Consider the following 24,170-nt stretch of genomic DNA (forward strand, 5'->3'; position numbering starts at 1 on the left):
CGAGATTCATTACCACTTCCCCGCAAGGGGACGGAAACGCTTCAACACGAGACTCGACTGCCTCGAACTGATGCAAATAGCTGATTCATTACCACTTCCCCGCAAGGGGACGGAAACTTGATCCAAGAGATCGCTCCCAAGAGTTTGATGAGGGATTCATTACCACTTCCCCGCAAGGGGACGGAAACGCTTTTCTGGAGTCAAGTTCTCGCTGGATTGTCCATCTGATTCATTACCACTTCCCCGCAAGGGGACGGAAACATTGGAATGAACTTTTCGAGCAGTAGCGGATAGCGATTCATTACCACTTCCCCGCAAGGGGACGGAAACCTTTGATGCAATCTGGCAATTCGTTGATTCAGCTTCTGATTCATTACCACTTCCCCGCAAGGGGACGGAAACCTATAGTGATAGGCTACTGGTTCAAGGTCATCGTTAAGAAACGATTCATTACCACTTCCCCGCAAGGGGGCGGAAACTCTAGGGCTACTAAGTCTCTGCCCTTGGCTGGTCTGAAGATTCATTACCACTTCCCCGCAAGGGGACGGAAACTGCTCTAACTGCTTTCTAGCTTTCTCTATCTGCTTCCGTGATTCATTACCATTTCCCCGCGAGGGGACGGAAACAAGACAATCGATCGCGATCGCAAGATTGTCAAAACTCAGTTCGCGCCGAAATCAGAACTTCAACTGAGACAATCAAATTCTCTCGAATAAATAGCCTCAACAATTTTCAGCGATTCTGACCCATTGCCTCTATATTGGTTTACGTTCCTCTCTAGAATGACTCAACCATGCAATCTGGCGCTTTCACACTCCTTCAAATTGCAACCTCCCCAGACGAAAAACTCGTCAATAGCTTTAACAGCTTTGTAAGTACTGTAAACACCCTCATTACCGGAATTGGGGTCTTAGTTGCTGTGTTAACGCTTGCCGTTGCCGTCGCCGCGATCGCGACCCCAGTAATTCTCAATAGCCTCGATCGTAAAATCAAAGAGCGCACAGAAGAACGAGTGAATTTAGCGATCGCAAAATCAGAAGCCAAAGTCCAGCAATCCCTCACCGAAATCGATCAAGTTGTCCAACGCCGAGTCCAACAGGAGCTAAGCACGTTGCGTCGTCGCACACAATATCTTGAAAGACTTTTAGAACGAGAAATCGTCATTGAGAAAACGATCGTCAATTATTACGTTCCTAACTCTCTCAATCAATTCCCGCCAGAAGGATTCAAGATGCTAGAGTCTCGTGGCTTTCAGACAATCTTAACCAGCACTCTCGACGAATTTACAGGCGACATCGTAATTCTAGACTTAGTTCACTATCTAAATGCAGAAGCATTGACCGATGAACAAGTCGAGACTCATCTCAATGCTGTCATTCAACAAATGACAAATAATATCCTGATCGTCTACGTAGCCGGACAGTTTCCCTGCATCCGAAAAAAGCGCACCAAGCCTGCTCATCTAGTCTCCGCTAATTTTTTAATCTCATTTTTAGGCACAACGATCGATGCTGCCTATGTAGCAGATGGACTGAAAGCTTGAACAATACTTATACCTGATTCAATTGTGTAACACCCATTCCCAGGCGTGTCTTCATCCCCGTCCCCGCAAACCTGGAATATTCCATCAGAAGGGCTGTCACATTCGCAATCAGTGGATCAATTCGAGACAGCACTTGCAGCGTAATCTCTCCTGTAAATCCCGTTACTCGACTTGCATGAACCGGAAAACTTTGGGTCTGCAAACGATGCCGAGAAAGCACGATCGACTCTCCCAAATACCCAATCAAATCCTCACTTCCCAAATACACAGGCGCAAAATGATTCCACCGCTCGACCCAACTACGAAACATCAGCGTCGGAACCGGAAGCGGCAAATGCACCCGCCCTTGAGAAAATGCAGTCGGAGTCAAAAATCTCAGTTCAAATCGATTCGGACACTCTGGCTCTGTCGCTACAAAAGTTTGATACAAAGTCTCATAGCTGGTAACTTCATCCTCTCGATTCAAAACCTGAAACTTTGCTCCTAAAAGCTCTAGTCCATCTGTTAAATCTAAATCTGCGATCGCCTTTGATGCTTCCGTCTGCAATCCACATAGCGACAGCCTAAACTCTTCCTCAGCCCCAAACGACACAAAATCTCCTGCCGCCCTCGATCGCCCCACAATCCCAGAAAATGTCGCGGCTGGTATCTCTCCATCAAACTCCAGCCCCATTCGTCGATGCAACTGCTTAATCAATTCCAACCGATACGACTTTGGCAGTGCGATCGGTTCTGAAGTTGCTAATGTCCATGTCGATCGAATTAACATCACAGCACCTTGAACTTCACCCATCCGGGAACAAATTTGATCTCTCCACTTTTACCTTTTACAGTCCGACGAGATTTTGGAGCTTCAAAGTTTGGAGCAGGAATGCCACAAGTATCGCGAATCTCAGATCGCAAATCATCCTTCAATAGCATCGTGACTGTTGTGCCAGTCATTCCACTTCCCCAGCCTAGCTTGAGACTGTGCGGACATTGCTCTGGTTCATACATCGATCGAAGATTACTAAAATCTAATCGTTTGCCTTGAGCATTGAGATTGTTTTGAATGTTCTGCCAGTAATCATGCTCCTCGTCCCATTGATCCTGTGCAAACTCCTGACAGATTTTGAGAATGTCCGCGACTGACTGAAACGGAATTTTCATCCCTTGATTATGTTGAAACCAAGACAGCATTTCAGTATCAATCCGAATCGTAAATTCTGTCCGTACCGATCGCACCATTTCAGCAAAGATCGAAGCGCGATATTTTGCTCGTCCATCTGGAAAATGACTCGAAACGATCACTTCAGGAACGATCGCTAAATTACTAATAATCGTTTGTCCCTTCTTATTGGTCGTCTTCTCTTCAACCAATGCCGAGCTATCCGAGACTTGCACTGCCCGCATAAAATCTGTATTAGGCAAGCTCGTTTTGCCCCTTGCTTCTTTACCATCACGGAGCAACTGAAAATCACTGAAGAGCGTATTCATAAAGTGTTCATCATCCGCAAATTTCGCTCGTCTTTTCAGTTCTCCCATCGACTGGCGAAGTCTTTCTTCGATCGCGCTAATTTCCTGCTTTTGAGGAACATTGTACTGTTTGCTATGCTTGAGTAAGTGATATGCGATCGCTGTCCGAATTGCTCCTTTGATCGAAGAGCCTGGAATATATAAGGCTCCAAATCCATTACGAATCATTGGGCGCAAATCAGTAATACGTTCATCTGTCCATTTCAAACTACTAAGATGTTTGGGAAAGATAGGGTCTCCCTGTTCAGTCTTTGCATTTTGCCATGCTTCACCAAACGCATTTTCAAGTAATGAAACAATCGACTTGCGATTCTCAATTTCATAGATATATTGATCTAAAAAGCCCCTTTGTTTCAGCGATCGATCGAGTGCTTCTTGATTTGGTAAGTACACTCGACTTCCGGTTTGTACATATTCAAATGGGCTTAAGCGCGGCACAGATGAGCCAATATGTAGCATTGGGCTGGTGAGCAAAATCCGCTTAGTTTCGTAGTCTTTGGACTTTGACAGTGCTGAAAGTTCCATCATGATCGTGACTCGCCTTGAATGCTAATCGGCAAACTCAAACTGATTCCACTGCGATAAACGTGATGCGCTCTAAATCCATCTGGAGTCACATCTGCAAGCTGTCCTTCTGGCTGAGACAAAAAAACAGACCCTTCTGCAAACATCCGCACTGCTTTACGTCGTTTATCTGCGCTGGATGAAGTGATCCATCCCCCCCGTTCTTGTAGTTCGTAGCTTGCCTGATGAATCAATTCAGAAGTAACAGAATGTTGCCAAAATAAACTGATTAAGCTATGAGCATTTCCATTCTGAAAGTTGATTACTTCCTGCCATTGGGGAGTTAGCACTGTTGAGATATTGCGTTTAAACTGTCCTGCTCCACTCGATCGCTCTCCTCCAATTCCTTCGCCTCCCAGAAAATCCAGCACACCAAGAAAAGTATTTTCTAGCTCAGGATTTGCTTCTGGAAATTGAACTAAGAAGTAAAGCCCTGAAAGACTTTTAACTTCATTCTCTTGCTGTTCACATCGGTATTGCACCATCCCTGTGTGATAGAGATTTGTTGCCCTTGTGATGCGATCGACTCCAATTTTTGGGACTTTTTGAATTTTGAACGCCTCTTTATATTGAAAAGCTTCCGATTTGGTTGTTGATATCAGAGATTCGCGATCTTGTTCTGTAAATCCTTGTCCTTGATACCATCGTTGCCAAATTTTTAATGGAAGATAGTTGAGCTTTTTATAGCTCTTGCTGATGGCTAAATCATTATCAGAATAGCCAGAGGGTGACTTTAAAGGACGAGGGAGATAGTAAATGATCTCACCGTTGATCTGCTGATAAATGAAGGTCGAACTCAATCGAAATGGAGGATTTGTCTTGAATTTCTCGATCAAATCATTCACTTCAGCACTTGTAAACAATCGAGCATAAGTACTCAACCAAGCACTAAACAACGTATCGGATCGAACTCGCTCACTCGTCTGCTCGATTCCAATTCCCAACTCGCCAAAGTGAGCAACATTGCGCCCAAACTCTAGTCGAATGAGTTTCCATTCACTCATATCTAACTCCCTGGCAGTAGGCTCCGAACTTCTTCAACAAGTCCACCAAACTGTTTCAGTAAATCAGTTATGGTTGCATAGGTTTTAAAGGGCTGATCTCCGCTGTCTGTTGGGTTGTAGTACTGTTCTCGATTCTTACAAAATAGCTTAATATCCGTAAATTGTACTTTGCCATATCCTCGTGAACCATGCCCTCCCAAAGCATCATCTTCCAGCACTGCAAGGGCAAAAGCCAAATTTTTCAAATCCTCAGCGACCTGACTTGAATCTTCAACGGTATAAATCATTTCAAAATGAAATCTCGCGCCTTTCGGCACTCGCTCTACTTGTCTAGGATTTGCAGCAGCAGTAATACGATCAATCCCATTTTCAAATTTCCATTCAGTCATATACAAGCCAGTATCAACTTCTTCCAGTTCTTGAGCGGAAGAAGTTTCTAAATGACTATCTCGCACAATTAAACGGGATGGGCAATTTCTTCCATCAACCCAAGCATAGGGTTCTCCATCAATCTGCTGAGTTCGATTTCTGATATTACCTTGCTGATCCTTATCAAGCAGTTTTTCGTCTTCTGCACTCTCTACTTTGACCCAACACTTAACTCCAGTAGAGCCGAAGATGCGGGACACCGGACAGTTTCTCGCCCCTGCAAAACGAATGTAATGTCCATCCAATTCAGTAATACCATCAACTAAATCGTCACTTTCGTACCGATAGGTGTCTCGACTTCCTCGGCGATTTAACGGACGATTCAGCGATCTTTCCAAAATTGAGCGGAGTTTTCCTTTAATAGAAGATCCAGGCAGATAAGGATAGCGTGTGATGGGATCTCGAATAACAGGTTTATCAAGTCCACCAATGTCTAGAGTTTCGTTTCCTCCTCCAATGTGTAAACCTGTTTTGATAAACAGTGTGCTTTCAATCCTGATCTTTCCAAGTAAAAGTGTTTGAGTTTGCTCAGTTGTCGTAGCTGTCATTGATCTTTTCCTCCTGCATAGCGATGATACGCAATAATCGATTCAATCAGTTGAACAAGGCGAGTAAAATCTTGCGGAAAGCAGTCATCTTGCCGCACTCTCTTAATTGCAATGTCCAATACTTTCTTTAATGGCTCAACAGGACTCGACTCGATATCTTTCTTCTGCTGTCGCGCTGTTGCATAGGCAAGTTTCGCTCGAAGTAGAGGCAGTTCTGCTTTTACTATCTCAATATCATTGGGTGTTTTGGCAGCTTTGATTTTGGCTTTAAGTTGATTGACAGCATCTAGAAATTTGCGAATCTGAGTTGTTTTAAGCTGTGTTCTGACTAGTTTCTCGCCGAGCTTATTCGCATCCTCAACTAACTCACGAGTGCTATAGTCTGCCAAACCGTCAAATTGATCAATCTTTTGAGAAATTTGATCAGCAATATCTTCTGCTTTTGTTTTTTTCGGTGCTTGAGTCATATGTTTGTCACTATCTATTGCTTGCGATTTAGTAGTTCGATCCAGGTTGCGATCGCACGAAAATAAGGTGCATTGTATGGGCTAAGTAATGAGCTTCGGATCGGCTTGAATTCCTCCTTATTGTCACGCAATTCGCTGGGTAATCTTGCTAGCGTGTAAGCAATTTTTGGTAAGTGAAGATAGTAGCGAATCTCTTCACGATCGTGTTCTAGTTGTGCGGTATCAGCGTTCTGTTGTTTACGATCGCGAATGAGATCTTCTTTCTCTTGAATGTGTTGTTCCTGAAGTTGAGCAGTGGCTAAAAGATTACGGACGAAGCTTTGAGCGTAGTTTCCAGAAAGTTTCTGGTGGAATAATTGTACAAAATCCCAGACTCCAAACAATTCTGGCTCACTATTTCCAGTTAAATGTTGCTTTGCAGTACTATCTAGCTCAGAAATTTGTTCCTTGTCTCCTAACCAAACACCCCATTTGAAAGCAGATCCGAACAGTCCAAGACTATCTCGCCCGTTGTCTTTTGCTTGATCTTCTGCTTCTCCAGCTTCATTTGCAGCTTGGTAGAGTGGAAACTTGTCGATCTCAAGACTAATTCCACCAGAGAGTGTAATGTCGGGATTGTAGCCTGTATAGGCTCGAAATGCTTGATAGACATCAAAAGCAAATTCGACAATTTCATTCCAAGAGCCACTGACAAATAAATCGTCTCCGCCTGCATAGATGACAAGCAGTCTCTTGCGGGGATCTTGTGTGAACGCTTTAAACGGATATTTGTCTACTTTATCGAGGAAATTAGTTTTACGATCGCTGGCTAAGCTATTGAGATAGACTTTGAAAAAATAACTCATCTGTCGGGACAAGCCTGCTAACTTTGGCAAAGAATAGCTGTCTTTTATCCCTCTCGCAAAAATCTGACCCAAGCGATCGACATCCATTCTGAGATATCCAACTCGCTTGATGCCTTTAGAATTTGCAGCAAATTCTCTGGCTGACATGAAGCCTGATTCGTTTTCCTCATCAGTCTCTTTACCATAGTTACCAAGTAAGAGAGGCATTGTGTTGGGGCGCGTATATTCCTCTATGTCCCAGTTATTGATGAGTAATAGAGTATCCTCTCTGAAGTCAACAGATTTCTTCTCATCGAAGAGGTGATAGTATATTTTGCCAGAATCGAGTGCGAAGCAAATCGGATTGTTTGAAAGCTGGTCTTTGCGCGATCGTATGAATTTTTTCGCATTTAGTAAGTTTCCACCTAGCTGAAACATTTCACAGCAGGTTGAGCACGCCAGTACAGAACCTTCTCCGTTTAGAAGTTGAAGTGTTGCCTCATCATCACGATGACAGACTTTACAAGGTGCATGACTAGGTTGAGGTGCTAGAACTTCATCTAGTTGATCTGCAAATTTCAGCGTTTTTTGATCATTGAGAGCGGCGATCGCTTTTTCCCAAGTTTGAATAAATGCAGAAGTCGCAGTATGTTCAACCTCGCAAGTTTCCGTGGTTACTGAGAGAAAGATTTTGCCTTGGAATTTATCTCTTAACCATTCATTGAATTCTCGACGTAGGTTATTAACTTTTTCTTCTACACCAGTGGGAGCAAGTAGGTAGAGTTTGCCCCCACCTGTGTAAATGATGCTAGTGCGAGGTAGATCCAATCGTTCGAGAAGTTGCTGAACGACTTCTTCTGTTACCAATTCCAGATAGAAGCTTCTAGCGCGAAGAGATTTCAGCGCTCCATCAGAAGAAATCGTATAGATAAAGTCTTGAATCCCGGATAGGCTTGCAGCAATTAAGCTCAGTTGTTTTGCAGTGGGGTCAGTTGCGATCGCGGCGGCAACGGCTCCAGTAATGCGAACTACATCAGGCAATGCAACATCACATTCGTCTTGTCCGAAGCTGAGGCAAGCACCATATTTCTCTAGAATCAGGGACAGAAAGGAAAGATTGTTCCAATTTTGCTCGATTGGAAGATTGAGAATCTGCTTTTTGAAATCAGCGAAATTATCGGGCGATTGAGTAATGGGGTAGGGAATTACGGGATTAGAGTCATCAATCTTTGAGATCGGTAGATAGTTGGTTCGGCTTGTCTGATCTTCCGAAAGCTTGACTCGATCGAAGAGTAAGCGAAGCGTTCCGATTTTTGCGGTTTTCCATTTAAATAGAAGCTTTGCACGATTCGTTGCTGAGCCTGCTTGATCAGGTTCCAATGAGCAACGATTTGGTAGCTGTCCGCCTGCCCAGTGAATGAGTTCTGCGATCGCAAATTGAATCGTATGGAGCGCAACGATGTGGGGGCTTAAGAGTTTGCTCATCGGGAGGGGCTTGTGTCAAAGGGCTACACGGAGAATTCATTGAGGAACCTATGAATTCGGGAAAAAAGCTGAGAAATCTACTCAGGCTCTGAGTTCATCAAATTTTTCGATTTTCTGATGCAGTGTAGCATTTTAAACAAGACTTGGGGAAAGATTATTTTCTGTCTAGGATTTCATGGAAAAGTGGTTTAACTTTTAGAGTGTGAGAAGTATAATTTGACTCTAGAGAGCAAATTCGATGCTCGCCGTTCGATCTATGAGTAAAATTGCTCGTCGAACTATAGAGAACCCCAAAAGTTTAGGGGGTCAGCCGAACCTTGAAAACCGCATAGTTTCGTTGATCCTCGCGAATCGATTACGGGGCTTGGGTTTCAGCTTCTTTTTTTGTTTCTTATTGACATGAAACCCGTCTTATTGACATGTAAAAATGACCCCCGCGAAAATGGGTATCTCAAACCCTTACCCCATAAGGGTTTAAAAGCGCCGGGGTTTTTCAATTCACTACCCCGCAAGGGGACGGAAACATTGGTATTGTTGGCGCAGGGAACTCGTACACTGTTTTTCAATTCACTACCCCGCAAGGGGACGGAAACCTAGATGAAGAAGCGTTTGTCAAAGAGCTGTGCGAGGTTTTTCAATTCACTACCCCGCAAGGGGACGGAAACTCTAGAACCTCTATTCGGGTTCCAGCATTCAGGATGTTTTTCAATTCACTACCCCGCAAGGGGACGGAAACGATGCGTACCAACGGCCACCTGGTCCGTTTCCTGCGAGTTTTTCAATTCACTACCCCGCAAGGGGACGGAAACTTGCATCACCCACGTAGCTGCGGTTCAGAAAAAAGTTTTTCAATTCACTACCCCGCAAGGGGACGGAAACACCCGTAACAGCGGGCTGATGCAAAAGGTTGCCGCAAGTTTTTCAATTCACTACCCCGCAAGGGGACGGAAACATTTGCTTCCTCTTGAGGGAAGCATCTTTTGTTGTTTTTCAATTCACTACCCCGCAAGGGGACGGAAACGGTCAAAGCCGGATGCTGCTGCAAAGCAGCGCGAATGTTTTTCAATTCACTACCCCGCAAGGGGACGGAAACGGGTTAATAGAAGCATCGTGTTCCAAAAAGAAGTTTTTCAATTCACTACCCCGCAAGGGGACGGAAACACTCTGTCCATGGCTTCTGATAAACTGCCACGAATGTTTTTCAATTCACTACCCCGCAAGGGGACGGAAACGAATCTTGTTCCAGCGGGCCGTCCACTCAATGATAGTTTTTCAATTCACTACCCCGCAAGGGGACGGAAACAGCGGCAACGGATGTTTAGTCTATCTACGCTGTCATTTGATTTGTTGAGAAGAAGAAACGGATGGATGGTAGATTTGTGGGAGAAATTTACAGAGCTAGAAGAACTAGCGAACACAACGATCGACCATCCGTTTCCTCCGCCCTCACCCACCCCTTCAACATCCCATCCATCCCTTAATCCGTTGCCCCATGCCCCCCAAACGCCAACCCATTCTCCCCATTCCCTCCACCACCGACCTCATCGCCCTCACCCTCACCCTCCAACCCGAATCCGACTTCCGCGCCCCCACTCACTACACCACCGAACTCCACTCCTGGTTCCTCAACCAAGTCCGCCTGACTAACCCAGAACTCTCCGCCTATCTCCACGACGGACAATCCGAAAAAGCCTTCTCCCTCTCCTCCATCACAGGAAACCTCCAATCCCAAAATCGATCGATAACCTTCTCCACAACCGAGCAATACCAATGGTCGATCGCTGCTCTCACCCAATCCGTCTGCGATTGGCTACAAAACTGGCTCCGTAAACCCCCTCAAACAATCCAACTCCGCAGCGGAATCTTCAAAATTCAAAGCTGGCAAATTAGTCTACCTGCTACGACCTACGAAACAATCTGGAGCGCAGCAGAAAACCCTTCTCAAACCGAACTCAGTCTTACTTTTACAACTCCAACCAGCTTTCGCAAACGCAGCAATCACATGCCGCTTCCGATTCCTGAAAATATCTTCCAGAGCTACCTCCGACGCTGGAATGACTTCGCACATTTAGAATTTGAACTAGAAGAGTTTCGTGAATGGATAAATGAATGTGTTGTGATCTTGCGGCATGACATTCGATCGCTGAAAACTCAAGCCGGAAAACAAGGCTCAGTCACAGGCTTTGTCGGTGCTGTGCAATTTGGGCTGACTCCAAAAGCAAAAAATGAACCTGAGTATGTGCAACTCATTCATAGTTTAATTGCTTGTGCGCCTTACTTTGGGACAGGGCACAAAGTTACTTTTGGACTCGGGCAAACTCAGGCAGGTTGGTTTGTCGATCGAGCAATTGAAAAAGATGTAAAACCGACTCAAGTCGAGCGACCGATTGAGAAAAAAGTAAAGCCGACTCAAAGCGATCGACCAAAAGTAAAACCTATTCAAAGTGAAGTCAGTCATCGACAAAACGAACTCAAGGAATTCTTTTTCAGCCGTAAGAAACGACGGGGAGGAGAACGTGCCGAGAAAGCAGCAGAAGTATGGGCAGCGATCGTGGCTCGACAGGAAGCAGGTAAAACCATTCCAGAAATTGCGGCAGAGTTGGAATTGGCTTATGACACAGTGAAGCAGTATTCTAAGCGCGCTCGGAAAGTGCTTGAGGAAGGTTGATTATTGTTATGATTTGAGTGAGCGATCGACTTGTTTGAACTATGACGCAAATTCTTGAGAAACCTGCAACCGATCAACATCTCGTCTACCACGGGTTGACCTGGGAGAACTTTAAGCTGATCCAGGCTGGATTTGCGGGGGCTTCGGGGGTGAGGCTTTTTTACTATGATGGAACGCTTGAGATTCTGATGCCGGGACGCGAACACGAACTTTTCAAAACATTGATTGGATACTTGATTGAAACGTTCTTTCTAGAGAAAGGGATTTTGTTTCAGCCGACAGGTTCGATGGCTCAAGAAGCCGAGGCAACGGCTTCAGCCCAGGCGGATGAATCTTATTGCATTGGTGATCCGAAACCTGTTCCTGATTTGTCAATTGAAGTGGTTTTTACCAGTGGCGGACAGAATAAGCTGGCGCAATATCAGGCATTGAGTGTGCCTGAAGTTTGGTTTTGGAAAGATGGCGTGTTTCAGCTTTATCATTTGCGGGGGGATCACTACGATCGTATTTCTCGCAGCGAACTTCCTGCACTACAAGAGTTGGATCTCGACCTTCTGACTCGATGTGTTTTGCTCGCTCAGACCAATTATGCAGAAGCTGTTCGGGTCTTTCGGCGTGAAATTCAGAAATAGGGTCTACTTGTAGAACGGTGGCATCATTTCTAGACCTGGTAGAATGGCGGTTAGAGCCGCATATGATTGACCTATGACGCACACTCTTGAGAAATCTGCAATCGATCAGTACCTTGTCTATCATGGTTTGACTTGGGAGAAATTTAAGCTGATCCAATCTGGATTTGCAGGGGCTTCGGGAGTGAGGCTTTTTTACTATGATGGAACGCTTGAGATTCTGATGCCGGGACGCGAACATGAAATCTTTTCACGCTTGATCTGTTACTTCGTGATGACGTTCTTCTTGGAGAAGGGAATCGAGTTTGAACCGACAGGCTCTATGACGCAAGAAGCACCAGATGTCGCCTCTGCTCAAGCGGATGAGTCTTTCTGCATTGGGGGAGCAAAGCCGACTCCTGATCTTTCCATTGAAGTTGTTTTTACGAGCGGCGGAGCTAGTAAACTTGCTCGATATCAAGCTTTAAGGGTTCCTGAAGTCTGGTTCTGGGAAGATGGAGTGTTCACGCTTTATCATTTGCGAGGCGATCGCTACGATCTCATTCAGCAAAGTGAAATCCCAGAATTGCAGGATTTAGATTTGGCACTCTTGACGCGATGTGTTCTCCTTGCACAGACTGACAAAGCGGAAGCTGTTCGGGTCTTTCGGCGTGAAATTCAGAAATAGGGGCGATCGCTGAAGTTAGCAAGATAACGATCGAGATTTCGTAAGCTGTGGTTGAACGTTCCTACTTCAATATGAATTTAGATTTCTCGCCTTTTCTTTTCTAAAAATGGAAGTATAATTCGAGACGAAGAACTAGATTTCTCTGGTTTCTTTGCGGAACAAATGAGCAACATTGCTTACTTTGAACCATAGAGAACCCCAAAATCTGTGGGGGTCGTCCGAACCTTGAAAACCACATAGTTTCGTTGACCCTAGCAGATCGCTTGCTGGGTAAGAGTTTCAGGCTCCTTTTCCGAGAGCTTATTGACATAAACCCTGCCTTATTGACAAGTACAAATGACCCTGCCAGATTTGGTGTCTCAAACCCTTGCTGCGTAAGACTTTAAAAGTGCCGGGGTTCAGGACTTCATTACCCCGCAAGGGGACGGAAACCTTAGTTTCAACTGAGAATTGCCACCTTTTGGTAACTTGTTCAGGACTTCATTACCCCGCAAGGGGACGGAAACCAACAACCCGAGAACGGCAAAATGCAACCAATACAAGTTCAGGACTTCATTACCCCGCAAGGGGACGGAAACGGGCAACCCAGCGTAACCGAACCGAGAGAATAGCGTTCAGGACTTCATTACCCCGCAAGGGGACGGAAACTGTTGTTTTGCTGAGTCGAACATCCCCCAGTAGAACTGTTCAGGACTTCATTACCCCGCAAGGGGACGGAAACCTTAAGTGACCGGTTAGACATAGACTTACCAATGTCTGTTCAGGACTTCATTACCCCGCAAGGGGACGGAAACTCCTCGTCTAAACGACAAAGAGATCCATCTTTCCAAACAGTTCAGGACTTCATTACCCCGCAAGGGGACGGAAACTGCTTTTGCCTGGTAAGGAAAAGTCAAAAACAACGGTTCAGGACTTCATTACCCCGCAAGGGGACGGAAACAAGAGTAAGTCCGATCGGAAGGACAGGTAAGTTCAGGACTTCATTACCCCGCAAGGGGACGGAAACTTGCAAAGGCTCCTTGTTCATTATGGTCGTGGAAGTTCAGGACTTCATTACCCCGCAAGGGGACGGAAACAGAGCGCGCTAGCTGTTAAACCAGCTGCTCTCTAGTTCAGGACTTCATTACCTCGCAAGGGGACGGAAACCAAATCGCAAACTGCATCTGAATTTGAAGGGTCGGCAATGTTCAGGACTTCATTACCCCGCAAGGGGACGGAAACTCGTATGCAGCTTCTAGTCGACGAAGCTCCTCAAAGTTCAGGACTTCATTACCCCGCAAGGGGACGGAAACATCGTCAGCCCCTGGCTGGTCGTCGGGATCCTGACTGGTTCAGGACTTCATTACCCCGCAAGGGGACGGAAACTGTTAATCTGCAATAACAGCGTAACCAGTACTACAGAGTTCAGGACTTCATTACCCCGCAAGGGGACGGAAACCCAGCGAACGTTTATAGCGCAGTGTATGGTACTGGTTCAGGACTTCATTACCCCGCAAGGGGACGGAAACTAATCGATCGAGACTTCCAGAACCAAAACTAAAGGATGACCGAAACCTGATAAGTCCGATCGCTCAAATCCATCAATTCATATGTCACCACTTCCACAAACCGCAATCGCTGCCCCAAAAACAGCGCAAATCCCATCGGACAATACAACACTAAATGCACCCGTTGCGCCTGATATCGACGACGACACTCATTGATCAACCGCATCGCATCGATCGCTAAAGCAACCGCATCTGCAGAAGACGCGATCGCGCACTCTCCCACTCCCGAAACAGGCTCCGCATACACCATCGAATCAAACCCACCCTGCCGATACAACTGCAACAAATCATCGACTGCACGATCGCGAATCGCCAGCATGAATAGCAAATTCTCACCCACTTGCCCCTGCTCTTGGACAATGTGAAAAGTTTCATCCGACTTCTTCGCATCAGACGACCAAAGCACGTTGTTTCCGGCTGTTCGCTGTAGCGTTTGGAGCGTGTACCGTTCTGCATCTGAAAATCGAGTCCCGATCGCTAATGCCATACTCAAAGGCATCAATCCCGAAACCTGAACCCGCGAACCATATGGAAAAGATTGCTTTGCTCTCATGAGATCTGGAAACAACTGCTCATCCCAAATCTTTTGATCGGCAATGCGACGAGGACTATCCGGATCAAAATACTTCGTCCAATCTAGCTCCACTGTGGGTGTTCCATCGAATGTTGTTTCTCTCCAGCCATGCACCCATAAACTTAGAGGAGCCGACTTCGGAGGAACGACCTGAGTCAGAGACAGTTGCTCGATCGTCGATCGTAATTTCTCAGACACCTGCTCAAATGCTTCATCTTGATTCTGCCATTTTGTAATTGCTAGACCATCTTTGGGGAGAACTTGTAACTTTGCAAATGGGGCAGTTTTCCAGCTCACAGGTCTGAGAATAATCGGGATAACTTTTGCCTCTCCTGCTTCATGTCGCTCCATTGCTCGTTTCATTTCCAGGTTGCAATAGTCCGAACTCATAAAGTCAGCACTAACCAGAAGCAAAATAATCTGGGATGATTCGAGGTACTGTTCAATCTGATTTTCCCATTCATCCCCTGCTGTAATTTTGCGATCGTGCCAAAAGGTACTTACACCCTCTAGCTCTAGTAATTTCAAATGCTTTGCTAACTCATCTCGCAAAGCTTCATCGCGATGGGAGTAGGAAAAGAAAACAGAAATTGCGGATGTGTCTAGCATGATGGATGAGAATTCAGGTAAGAGAGTAGTATTTAATACTTATCAGAGTCGATGCGTAAATTCTTCTGATCAAAGGCTTAATTGACCTAGATGAAGGTCGGATCTTTCCTGATGCCCGTATCTTACCGTGTAACATAAAGTGAAAAAACTACCAGATTTCATCCGTGCAATCCCCTGCTACTGGTCAAATTGTGTACCTGCGATCGCGGCAGTACCTCGTCGAAGATGTCATCTCTCATCGTGAAATGGGAGGTGATACACAGGTTTCATTGTCCTGCCTAGAAGACGATGCTCAAGGGCAAATGCTTGAGGTCTTTTGGGAGCGGGAACGGGATGCACAGATTTTAGGCGATGCGTCTTGGGAATTGGTCGCAAAGCGAGGATTTGATAATCCGAGGTACTTTTCGGCTTATTTACATACACTGCGATGGAATTGTGTCACTTCGACAAATCCGAAGCTGTTTCAGGCTCCTTATCGGGCAGGGATTGAAGTCAAGGCATATCAGCTAGAACCATTGAGAAAAGCATTGCTGATGCCGAGAGTGTCCTTGTTCATTGCAGATGATGTGGGACTAGGAAAGACGATCGAGGCAGGATTGATTCTGCGTGAGATGCTAATGCGGCAGAAAATACGGCGGGTCGTGATTGCTTGTCCGCCTTCAGTCGTGCGGCAGTGGCAGAGTGAAATGGAAAGTCGGTTTGGATTGCTGTTTCAGATTGTCGATCGCGAATTTGTAGCAGTGAGGCGGCGAGAGCGGGGGTATGGGATTAATCCCTGGACGACGCACACTCGATTCATTATTTCTCATGCGCTGATTCGGGATGAGACGTATGCGGCTCCGTTGAGAGATTGGTTGAAAGAGTTTGCGCCGGGGTCGATGTTGATTTTGGATGAGGCGCATAATGCGGCTCCGGCAAGTGGATCACGATATGCGATCGATTCTCAGCTAACGAAGTCGATTCGAGAACTTGCACCACGATTTGAGCATAAGTTATTTCTGTCGGCGACTCCGCATAATGGACACTCAAATAGTTTTGCGGCATTGCTGGAAATGCTTGACCCGCAACGGTTTTGTCGAGGTGTGCCTGTTAAAAACAAGAAGGTACTCGATGCAGTCATGGTGCGACGACTAAAGCGGGATATTCGGGAGTTGAATACAAGCGATTTTCCGAAACGGGAAGTGATCCCGATCGTGATTGATGGATTAGAAAAAGATGCGCCAGAGCTAGCATTGGCAGGATTGTTACAGGAGTATCGACGGGAGCGCGAAGAACGGCTCAAAGATGCGCCAAAGTCGGTTCAAAATACTGCGAGTTTGGTGATTACTTCGTTGCAGAAGCGGCTATTGTCGTCGATCGAGGCGTTTGCGCGGACATTGAATGTGCATCGCAAAGCAATTGATAAACAGGCTCAAAAGCAGATTGGAGGGACGTTTCGACCTCACCCCCAACCCCTCTCCAAGCTTGGAGAGGGTGGCAAGAACTCTGGTTCCCCTTCTCCAAGCTTGGAGAAGGGGCTAGGGGATGAGGGAAATTCGAGGGTTTGTACACCGTTTAATCTATTGGTGCAGGCTCCAGGAGCGGATGACGATCGGGCTGAATTTGCAGAGGCGGAAATTCAGGCGGAAGAAGATGCTCAAATGACACGGGCAACGCAGCAGATTAATCAAGACATTACGCCACGGGAGTTGGAATTGTTGGCGGAAATGGAACGGATTGCACAAGCGGCACGATATCAGCCCGATTCGCGAATGAAACGGTTGATTGAATGGATTCGGAAACATCAATGCCCTGATTTGGGAGAAGTGGGAGCCAAGTGGAATCATCGGCGGATGCTGATTTTTACCGAGTACTTGGATACGAAACGCTATTTGGAACAGCAGTTAGGAAATGCGATCGCCGATTCTGACCTAGACCTTCGTCGGATTGGAGCATTTCATGGGGGAATGGGTGAGGATTCACGCGAAGCGATTAAAGCAGCGTTTAATTTTGACCCAGAGCGGCATCCGTTGAGAATTTTGATTGCGACAGATGCGGCACGAGAAGGGGTGAACTTACAAAATTACTGTGCGGATTTGTTCCATTTTGATATTCCTTGGAATCCGAGCCGGATGGAGCAGCGCAATGGCAGAATCGATCGTAAGCTGCAACGTGAGAAAGAGGTGCGGTGCTACTATTTTGTGCTGCCTCAGCGACCAGAGGATCGAGTGCTAGATGTTTTGGTGCGAAAGACAGCAACGATTCAAGAGGAGCTAGGCAGCTTGTCGCCTGTCGTGGAGAGGCAGGTGTCTAAGTTACTCGATGGAGGGATTCGATCGCGTGAAGTGCCAGCGCTGACTCAAGCTTTAGAGCAGGTTGATGAGAATGTAGAGCGCAAAGATACAATCTTGAATGAGTTGGAAGCGATTCGACCTGAAGTACAGAAGTTGCATAAGCAGCAAGAAGAATTGCAAGGGATTCTCACCAATTCGCAACAATGGTTAGGACTGAGTGACCAGCATTTTAGAGATGCGTTGTCCGTTTCGTTGGAGCTTTTGGGAGCTTCGGGATTAGCACCGATGAATTCTCAAGATGCGATCGCAGATCTCGATCGCACAAAATGGGTTGTGCCGATGACAGATGATCCGCTTTGGGCAGGGATTTTAGATAGTTTGCGACCGTTGCGGAAACCGGGACAAAAGCTCTGGGATTGGCGCAATGAAAATCCTGTGCGTCCTGTGGTCTTCAAAGATCCAGGGACATTGGATGGGGAAGTAGTTCACCTGCATTTAGAACATCGATTAGTACAGAGATTACTAGGGCGATTTTTGGCGCAAGGGTTTGTGCATAACGAATTGACTCGTGCTTGTGTGTGCTTGACGGATGATCCAATTCCGAAAGTCATTGTGTTGGGGCGGTTGTCTTTGTATGGAGAACGGGCATCGCGACTGCATGATGAAATCGTTGCGATCGCGGCAGATTGGATCGCACCTGAAGCGAGAGGACGACGGAAGTTGAAGGCTCTGACGGAGGGTGAGAAAAAAGATGTGCTGGCACTGCTAGAGACCTCGTTGATCACACCGCGATTGAGAGAGGTTTCACAAGGCGTTTCTGAACGGCTACAAGACTGTGCGGCGCAAGATGTTCGAGAATTGCTGTCTGAGCTAGAAGACCGGGCGCAGGTGCTGACGAAGCGAGCGAGTGAGAAGTTGACCAAACGGGGACAGGAAGAAGCGGAGGCAATGCGGCAGTTGTTGATTGAACAGCGCGATCGCATTTTGGAACAGAAATCGAAGAATGTGCAACTCAAGCTTTTTGAAGAAACGCAGCAGCTTGAAGCTGATCGCCGACATTGGGAGCGCAGGTTGAAGGAATTAGAGACGGAGATTGAAGATGAGCCACGCCGGATTGAGGAAATTTATCAGGTGAAGGCGACTCGGATTGAGCCTGTGGGATTGGTGTATTTGGTTCCGGTGTCGAACTAGCCCTCATCCCCCAGCCTTTTCTCCCAAGCTTGGGAGAAGGGGAGTAAGAGTTAGAAGTTTTTTAGTCGAGAAGTGTTATGGCGATCGATCCTCAAATTTTGCAGCATCGGGAATGGTTGGGACTCTTGCAGCCTGTGGGGTTGGTGGTGTCTCCGGTAGCATTGGTGAGTGCGGAGGCGACGATTGATCGATCTCAACTGGTCAAACTTCAGGAACGATTGCAGATTTTGTTGGAACAGTTGGCGACACCGGAATTCTCAACGATGCAGGGAGAAGAAGGATGGCGGGACTGTGTGGACTTTCCACGGTTGGCGGAGTATGTGCTGGAGTGGCTACCGGAGGATTTGGTGACGGATTTGCCAGAGGAGATGGCTGTGCCGTTGCCGGAGTATGGGGAGATACTGAAGCCGACTTATGGGGTGAGAGATCCAGATAGTAAAGACTGGATCATGCTGGTGCAAACGGTGATGCCGGGACAGAAATTGGATGATTTTTTGCCGGATGCTGAGAAGGGGTGGAAAGCAACGGTACACCAGAGATTTGAGCGATTGCTGAGAGAAACACAGATTCCGACTGGGATTTTGTGGAATGGGGTTGAGCTTCGATTGGTTTATGCGCCGAGGGGAGAATCTTCGGGACATCTGACGTTTCCGATCGAGGTGATGTCGCAGGTGTCTGGGCGGTTGATTTTGGGAGCAATGGAACTGTTGCTGGGTGCGGATCGATTGTTTGGTGTGTCGAGCGATCGACGATTGCCAAAGATTCTGGAAAAGAGTCGGGAGTATCAATCGGAAGTTTCGGAAAAGCTGGCTGATCAAGTTGTCGATGCGCTGTGGGAACTGTTGCGTGGGTTTCAGATGGCGGATGCTGCGGTGAATCAGACTTTACTGGCTGAAGATCCGACGCATTTGTATGGGGGACTGATTACAACGTTGATGCGGCTGGTGTTTTTGCTGTATGCCGAGGATGAGGGATTGATGCCGGATGAGCCTGTGTATCAGTGCTACTACTCGGTGAGTGGATTGTATGAGCGACTGCGAGAAGATGCGGGGAACTATCCCGATACGATGGACGATCGCTATGGGGCTTGGGCTTGGTTGTTGAGTTTGTTTCGATTGGTGTATGACGGGGGCGGGGCGACTCCTGAATATTTGCCAGCTCGACATGGGCAATTGTTTGATCCGAGTGAGTATCCATTTTTGGAAGGGAACAACCGACGAACTGATGGACGGTATGAAGTGCCTCGAATTCCTGATGGTGTGGTTTATCGGATGCTGGATAAGTTACTCATTTTAGATGGGGAGCGGTTGTCTTACAGGTCTTTGGACGTTTCTAACATTGGGTCTGTTTATGAAGGGATTATGGGCTATACGGTTGAGCGATCGACAAGTTTATCGATCGGGGTAAATAGTAAACCCAAGGGATCGAAGATTTCGACGACTGTAGTAATTGATGTAGAGGCACTGTTAGCAGCAAAGAGCAGTGATCGCGCAAAGTTGCTCAAAGAATGGGCAAATTGTGAGTTATCAGGTAGTACTGCAAAAGCGGTTAAAGAAGCAACAAACCCAACAGAGTTAGCTGCTGCACTGGGGCGAAAAAGATCAAGTCGAACCCTGGATTTGCTAAATGTAGGATCATTCTATTTACAGCCGACTGAGGAGCGTAGACGATCGGGATCGCACTATACGCCTCGGAAGTTAACGCAACCGATCGTAGAAACGACGTTGCGACCGATTTTTGAAGGGTTGGGAGAGATTCCGACTGCGGCACAGATTTTGGAGTTGAAAGTTTGTGATTTGGCGATGGGGTCGGGGGCGTTTTTGGTCGAGGCTTGTCAGCAGTTAGCTGAAGCGCTGGTTGAGGCTTGGAATCGTGAAGGGTTGCCTGTTGAGCTTCCGGAGGGGGAAGATCCGTTGTCGTATGCGCGGCGGTTGGTGGCGCAACGGTGTATTTATGGGGTGGATAAGAATCCGTTTGCGGTGAATTTGGCGAAGTTGTCGCTGTGGTTGTTTACGTTGTCGAAGGCGTTGCCGTTTACGTTTCTGGATCATGCGCTGAAGTGTGGGGATTCTTTGATTGGGTTGCGAAAGGCTGAGATTGGTTCGTTTGGTAGAGATCCGAATGCAGAGTTACCTTTAATGCAGTTACTTACGCAACAGGTCGATCGAGCAAAATCATTCCGGTCTGAGATTCAAGCGCATGATACGCGCAGTGATGCGGATGATGATCACAAACGGGAACAGTGGCAAGATGCGGAACGAGCAATTAAAGAGGCTCGATTGACCTCGGATCTGATGATTTCGGCGTTTTTTGAGGGCAGCAGTAAGAAGGAGCGACAGGAGCGATCGACAGAATATGCGGCATTGATTGGACATTGGCGATCGCAGGGTTCTGAAAATGTGGGCAACAATGCGACGGATTTTGGAATTAGCTCGATCGCTTGGAAGTTGCGAAATCAGAAAGGGGTTGTTCCGTTTAATTGGGAAGTCGAGTTTCCTGAAGTGTTCGATCGAGAAAATCCTGGATTTGATTGCATTATCGGAAATCCGCCTTTTGCTGGAAAGAACACGATCATCAATGGCAATCCAGAGAACTATCTAGAATGGCTAAAAGAGAACTATCCAGAGTCTCATGGTAATTCTGATTTAGTAGCTTACTTTTTCCGTCGATCGTTTGATTTACTGCGGCAAGGCGGAACGTTCGGATTGATTGCGACGAATACCATTGCTCAAGGCGATACTCGATCGACGGGACTACGCTGGATTTGTCAGCATAAGGGAACTATCTATCATGCTCAGAAGCGCGTGAGATGGGCAGGGCAAGCAGCAGTCGTTGTGAGTGTGATCAATGTGTTCAAAGGACAGTACAACGGCACGAAACAATTAGATGGAAAGGAAGCTCCACTGATTTCTGCTTTTCTATTTCCCAAAGGCGATAGTGAGAATCCAAAAGTGCTGTTAGCGAATGCTGAGAAGAGCTTTAAGGGCAGTGTTATTTTAGGAATTGGTTTTACTTTCGATGCTACAAATGAAAATGCATCTTCGATAAGTGAGATGAACAGACTAATTGAGAAAGATCAATGCAATGCTCAAAGAATCTTTCCTTACATTGGTGGTGAAGAAGTAAACAGTAGTCCAACTCATTCTCATCGCCGCTATGTTATTAATTTTGGAGAAATGAGTGAAGATGAGGCACGAAACTATCCTGACTTGATGGCGATCGTTGAAGACAAAGTTAAGCCGGAACGACTTAGACAAAAACGAGAGATTCGGGCACGTTACTGGTGGCGATTTGGTGAAACCACACCAGCATTGTTTAGAGCGATCTCACCTCTCGATCGCGTTTTGGTTTGTGCTCAGACAAGCAAATATAGAACATTTACATTTCTAGCTCCTCACTACGTCTTTGACCAGAAGTTAGTTGTTTTTGCTCTATCTCAATACTCAGCTTTTGCGACTTTACATTCACGCATACATGAGGTTTGGGCTATTTTCTTTGGCTCTTCTATGAAAGATGATCCTGTCTACACTCCCTCAGACTGCTTCCAAACTTTCCCCTTTCCCCCAAACTGGGAAACCGATCCAACCCTCGCAACCATCGGCAAACAATACTACGAATACCGCGCCGAGCTAATGATTCGCAACAACCAAGGACTCACCGACACCTACAACCGCTTCCACGACCCCAACGAAACCGATCCCGACATCCTCACTTTGCGCGACCTGCATGAAAAGCTTGATCGAGCCGTCCTAGATGCCTACGGCTGGCACGATCTCCCCACCGACTGCGAATTCCGCCTCGACTACGAAGACGAAGACCCCGACAGCACCAGCAAACGCAAAAAACCTTGGCGCTACCGTTGGGCAGAACCCCTGCACGATGAAGTCCTCGCCCGCCTCCTCGACCTCAACCAACAGCGCCACCAGCAAGAAATCTTAGGTGGCGATCGAGCCGAGAAAAAATCTAAGGGACAAAAAACTAGAGGTAAGAAATCAGAAACCCTTAAAAATCAAACCTCTGAACAATTGAATCTAGAAATCACCTGAGTTTTTGTTATCAACAATTCCTAAAATTAGGTAATTTCTGATATGTCGTAACTTAGGATGAGATTACGTTGACCCGTAACTTACGATCGATTAACGATATACCGTCAATCCGGAAAACTAGTAGCAATCTAATGAACTATGACTACGATTCTAAATGCAACACTCTCAAATGGGCAGTTAGTTCTTCAGGAAGAACTGAGTCCAGAACTAGAAGGCAAGAAATTGAAGATCATTATTCTAGACGCTGACTCAATGTATCAAGCTGATCAAACCGAATCTGAAGCAGCAGCCCAAGCCAGAATTAACCGATTTGTCGAGAGGTCGAAACAATATTCTGCTAAACTTCCCGCAGACTATAAATTCGACCGTGACGAGCTTTATGACCGATAAAGTATTTCTGGATACAAATCTCTGGGTTTACTTCTACACACAAAATCCACAAGAGAAATACCAAGCCGTTGCAGATCTCATTAGCAGTTCTGGACGATCGCTGATTGTCAGTACACAAGTTTTGGGCGAACTATACAATGTGCTAACTCGTAAGAAACTCTTCAGCAAAACAGACAGTAGCAACATCGTTTAGCTCATCATCCAGGACATTCCAGTTGTTGATATCAACCCGCAATCCGTTCTTACTGCACTGACAATTAGCGATCGCTACAATTACGCTTACTGGGACAGCCTCATTCTTGCGACTGCACTTCTCAATGATTGTTCGATCGTCTATTCAGAAGATATGCAGCACAATCAATTCATCAATCAAGCCGTTAGAATTATCAATCCCTTTCAGTAATCTAATTCACCGACCAAGCTTTCCTCAAACGATTTGATCGAGATTGACGATCGTCCAATGCTGAACTTTTTAGAAAGATTTGAGGGGGAGTTTATCGATCGTTCTATAATCAGCACAAGTTTTTGGCAAAGCGAAGCGGGGTCGAAAATCCTGGGAGGTTTGCCAAACGCCTAGAACCAAGACAATTCAATAGTTTAAGGCTTTAAGAATATCGCCATCGTGGTAGAAATAAAGGCTGAAATCAACTTTGAAATCACCTTTGCCAAAATCAGTTCTACACCCCTTATTCAGTGGGGCTTTCAGATGGCGGAATCAAACCCTCAAATCCCGGCAACGGGACTGAAACGTAAAAGAGACGGTGCTGGTCGTCCAAAAGGTACTGCGATCAAACCCTCAAATCCCGGCAACGGGACTGAAACAAATCTTCAAGCATAATGCTGATGGAAGTTTTCAACGATCAAACCCTCAAATCCCGGCAACGGGACTGAAACCAATGTGAGGAAGGATTTGAGAGGTGAGTTGCTGCCGATCAAACCCTCAAATCCCGGCAACGGGACTGAAACCATCATTCGTTTAAGTACTGATTGCAAATTTTCTCCCCGATCAAACCCTCAAATCCCGGCAACGGGACTGAAACGCCCGTGGGAATGCCGGACAATTACACCCTTGGGGGTCGATCAAACCCTCAAATCCCGGCAACGGGACTGAAACGCTTGTCAGTCTTTCAAGGTAAGCTTTAGTCCTTTCGATCAAACCCTCAAATCCCGGCAACGGGACTGAAACCAATTGTACCC

Annotated in this window: 14 protein-coding genes, 1 pseudogene and 4 CRISPR repeat arrays (2 of these 19 running past the window's edge); of the genes and pseudogenes, 8 read left to right on the forward strand and 7 right to left on the reverse strand. The window is 46.4% G+C overall.

All coding sequences use genetic code 11. The features are described 5' to 3' along the window. Positions 1-626: direct repeats of the CRISPR family, unit length 35 nt; unit sequence GATTCATTACCACTTCCCCGCAAGGGGACGGAAAC (it extends 1,396 nt beyond the left edge of the window). A gap of 167 nt (positions 627-793) precedes the next feature. After that, positions 794-1,543: a hypothetical protein gene (locus tag J0L70_RS23450; RefSeq protein ID WP_287456082.1), complete on the forward strand. Its 750-nt coding sequence runs from the start codon at positions 794-796 to the stop codon at positions 1,541-1,543. Between the two features lie 7 nt (positions 1,544-1,550). On the opposite strand, the gene cas6 (J0L70_RS23455) is transcribed toward J0L70_RS23450, so the two are convergent. From cas6 (J0L70_RS23455) to cas10, 6 genes are read right to left on the reverse strand one after another with little or no spacing between them, the layout of a single operon-like run. After that, complete coding sequence (gene cas6 / locus J0L70_RS23455) at positions 1,551-2,336, reverse strand: CRISPR system precrRNA processing endoribonuclease RAMP protein Cas6 (RefSeq protein ID WP_287456083.1); 786 nt, start codon at positions 2,334-2,336, stop codon at positions 1,551-1,553. After that, positions 2,312-3,586 (reverse strand): type III-A CRISPR-associated RAMP protein Csm5, encoded by a 1,275-nt coding sequence (gene csm5 / locus J0L70_RS23460; RefSeq protein WP_287456084.1) that lies wholly within the window; start codon positions 3,584-3,586, stop codon positions 2,312-2,314. Before csm5 ends, cas6 (J0L70_RS23455) begins: the two co-directional genes overlap by 25 nt. Further along, positions 3,583-4,626 carry a type III-A CRISPR-associated RAMP protein Csm4 gene (gene csm4, locus J0L70_RS23465; RefSeq protein ID WP_287456085.1) on the reverse strand — a complete coding sequence of 348 codons (1,044 nt, stop codon included), beginning with the start codon at positions 4,624-4,626 and terminating at the stop codon, positions 3,583-3,585. The genes csm5 and csm4 overlap by 4 nt, the downstream gene beginning before the upstream one ends. A gap of 2 nt (positions 4,627-4,628) precedes the next feature. Continuing rightward, on the reverse strand, positions 4,629-5,603 hold the full coding sequence (gene csm3, locus J0L70_RS23470; protein WP_287456086.1) for a type III-A CRISPR-associated RAMP protein Csm3: 975 nt from the start codon (positions 5,601-5,603) through the stop codon (positions 4,629-4,631). Next, entirely contained in the window at positions 5,600-6,070 is a 471-nt protein-coding gene (gene csm2 / locus J0L70_RS23475) for a type III-A CRISPR-associated protein Csm2 (protein ID WP_287456087.1), read from the reverse strand. The genes csm3 and csm2 overlap by 4 nt, the downstream gene beginning before the upstream one ends. 14 nt (positions 6,071-6,084) lie before the next feature. Further along, positions 6,085-8,379, reverse strand: a complete 2,295-nt coding sequence (gene cas10, locus J0L70_RS23480; RefSeq protein ID WP_287456089.1) for a type III-A CRISPR-associated protein Cas10/Csm1 — start codon at positions 8,377-8,379, stop codon at positions 6,085-6,087. 488 nt (positions 8,380-8,867) lie between these two features. Next, a CRISPR array of direct repeats spans positions 8,868-9,682; the repeat unit is 36 nt; unit sequence GTTTTTCAATTCACTACCCCGCAAGGGGACGGAAAC. 189 nt (positions 9,683-9,871) lie between these two features. Here cas10 and cas6 (J0L70_RS23485) point away from each other — a divergent pair. From cas6 (J0L70_RS23485) to J0L70_RS23495, 3 genes are all read left to right on the forward strand, one after another. Next, positions 9,872-11,047 (forward strand): CRISPR-associated endoribonuclease Cas6, encoded by a 1,176-nt coding sequence (cas6, locus tag J0L70_RS23485; protein WP_287456090.1) that lies wholly within the window; start codon positions 9,872-9,874, stop codon positions 11,045-11,047. Positions 11,048-11,088: 41 nt separating this feature from the next. Next, a complete protein-coding gene (locus J0L70_RS23490; RefSeq protein WP_287456091.1) occupies positions 11,089-11,679 on the forward strand; it encodes a Uma2 family endonuclease in 591 nt (196 codons plus the stop codon). A gap of 73 nt (positions 11,680-11,752) precedes the next feature. After that, positions 11,753-12,343 carry a Uma2 family endonuclease gene (locus tag J0L70_RS23495; protein ID WP_287456092.1) on the forward strand — a complete coding sequence of 197 codons (591 nt, stop codon included), beginning with the start codon at positions 11,753-11,755 and terminating at the stop codon, positions 12,341-12,343. Positions 12,344-12,739: 396 nt separating this feature from the next. Beyond that, positions 12,740-13,851: direct repeats of the CRISPR family, unit length 36 nt; unit sequence GTTCAGGACTTCATTACCCCGCAAGGGGACGGAAAC. A gap of 28 nt (positions 13,852-13,879) precedes the next feature. Here the strand turns inward: J0L70_RS23495 and J0L70_RS23500 are convergent. After that, the gene (locus tag J0L70_RS23500; protein WP_287456093.1) at positions 13,880-15,073 is read right to left on the reverse strand and encodes an SAVED domain-containing protein; all 1,194 of its coding nucleotides are present in this window, start codon (positions 15,071-15,073) and stop codon (positions 13,880-13,882) included. 164 nt (positions 15,074-15,237) lie between these two features. On the opposite strand from J0L70_RS23500, the gene drmD reads away from it, so the two are divergent. The 4 genes and pseudogenes from drmD (at position 15,238) to J0L70_RS23520 (ending at position 23,376) form a co-directional block, all read left to right on the forward strand. Further along, complete coding sequence (gene drmD, locus J0L70_RS23505; protein WP_287456094.1) at positions 15,238-18,537, forward strand: DISARM system SNF2-like helicase DrmD; 3,300 nt, start codon at positions 15,238-15,240, stop codon at positions 18,535-18,537. Between the two features lie 77 nt (positions 18,538-18,614). Continuing rightward, positions 18,615-22,583 (forward strand): Eco57I restriction-modification methylase domain-containing protein, encoded by a 3,969-nt coding sequence (locus J0L70_RS23510; protein WP_287456096.1) that lies wholly within the window; start codon positions 18,615-18,617, stop codon positions 22,581-22,583. Between the two features lie 138 nt (positions 22,584-22,721). Then, positions 22,722-22,973, forward strand: a complete 252-nt coding sequence (locus tag J0L70_RS23515; RefSeq protein WP_287456098.1) for a hypothetical protein — start codon at positions 22,722-22,724, stop codon at positions 22,971-22,973. Beyond that, positions 22,963-23,376: pseudogene (locus J0L70_RS23520) on the forward strand (PIN domain-containing protein). The gene J0L70_RS23515 and the pseudogene J0L70_RS23520 overlap by 11 nt, the downstream one beginning before the upstream one ends. Before the next feature lie 309 nt (positions 23,377-23,685). Then, a CRISPR array of direct repeats spans positions 23,686-24,170; the repeat unit is 37 nt; unit sequence CGATCAAACCCTCAAATCCCGGCAACGGGACTGAAAC; it runs 1,305 nt beyond the window's last position.

The sequence above is a fragment of the Leptolyngbya sp. UWPOB_LEPTO1 genome, assembly GCF_017302695.1.
GTDB lineage: Bacteria > Cyanobacteriota > Cyanobacteriia > Leptolyngbyales > Leptolyngbyaceae > Leptolyngbya > Leptolyngbya boryana.

Bases quoted from the DNA above. Each gene is read 5' to 3' on its own strand.
- J0L70_RS23450 (WP_287456082.1), top strand. From the start codon at position 794: ATGCAATCTGGCGCTTTCACACTCCTTCAAATTGCAACCTCCCCAGAC.
- cas6 (WP_287456083.1), bottom strand. From the start codon at position 2,336: ATGGGTGAAGTTCAAGGTGCTGTGATGTTAATTCGATCGACATGGACA.
- csm5 (WP_287456084.1), bottom strand. From the start codon at position 3,586: ATGATGGAACTTTCAGCACTGTCAAAGTCCAAAGACTACGAAACTAAG.
- csm4 (WP_287456085.1), bottom strand. From the start codon at position 4,626: ATGAGTGAATGGAAACTCATTCGACTAGAGTTTGGGCGCAATGTTGCT.
- csm3 (WP_287456086.1), bottom strand. From the start codon at position 5,603: ATGACAGCTACGACAACTGAGCAAACTCAAACACTTTTACTTGGAAAG.
- csm2 (WP_287456087.1), bottom strand. From the start codon at position 6,070: ATGACTCAAGCACCGAAAAAAACAAAAGCAGAAGATATTGCTGATCAA.
- cas10 (WP_287456089.1), bottom strand. From the start codon at position 8,379: ATGAGCAAACTCTTAAGCCCCCACATCGTTGCGCTCCATACGATTCAA.
- cas6 (WP_287456090.1), top strand. From the start codon at position 9,872: ATGCCCCCCAAACGCCAACCCATTCTCCCCATTCCCTCCACCACCGAC.
- J0L70_RS23490 (WP_287456091.1), top strand. From the start codon at position 11,089: ATGACGCAAATTCTTGAGAAACCTGCAACCGATCAACATCTCGTCTAC.
- J0L70_RS23495 (WP_287456092.1), top strand. From the start codon at position 11,753: ATGACGCACACTCTTGAGAAATCTGCAATCGATCAGTACCTTGTCTAT.
- J0L70_RS23500 (WP_287456093.1), bottom strand. From the start codon at position 15,073: ATGCTAGACACATCCGCAATTTCTGTTTTCTTTTCCTACTCCCATCGC.
- J0L70_RS23510 (WP_287456096.1), top strand. From the start codon at position 18,615: ATGGCGATCGATCCTCAAATTTTGCAGCATCGGGAATGGTTGGGACTC.
- J0L70_RS23515 (WP_287456098.1), top strand. From the start codon at position 22,722: ATGACTACGATTCTAAATGCAACACTCTCAAATGGGCAGTTAGTTCTT.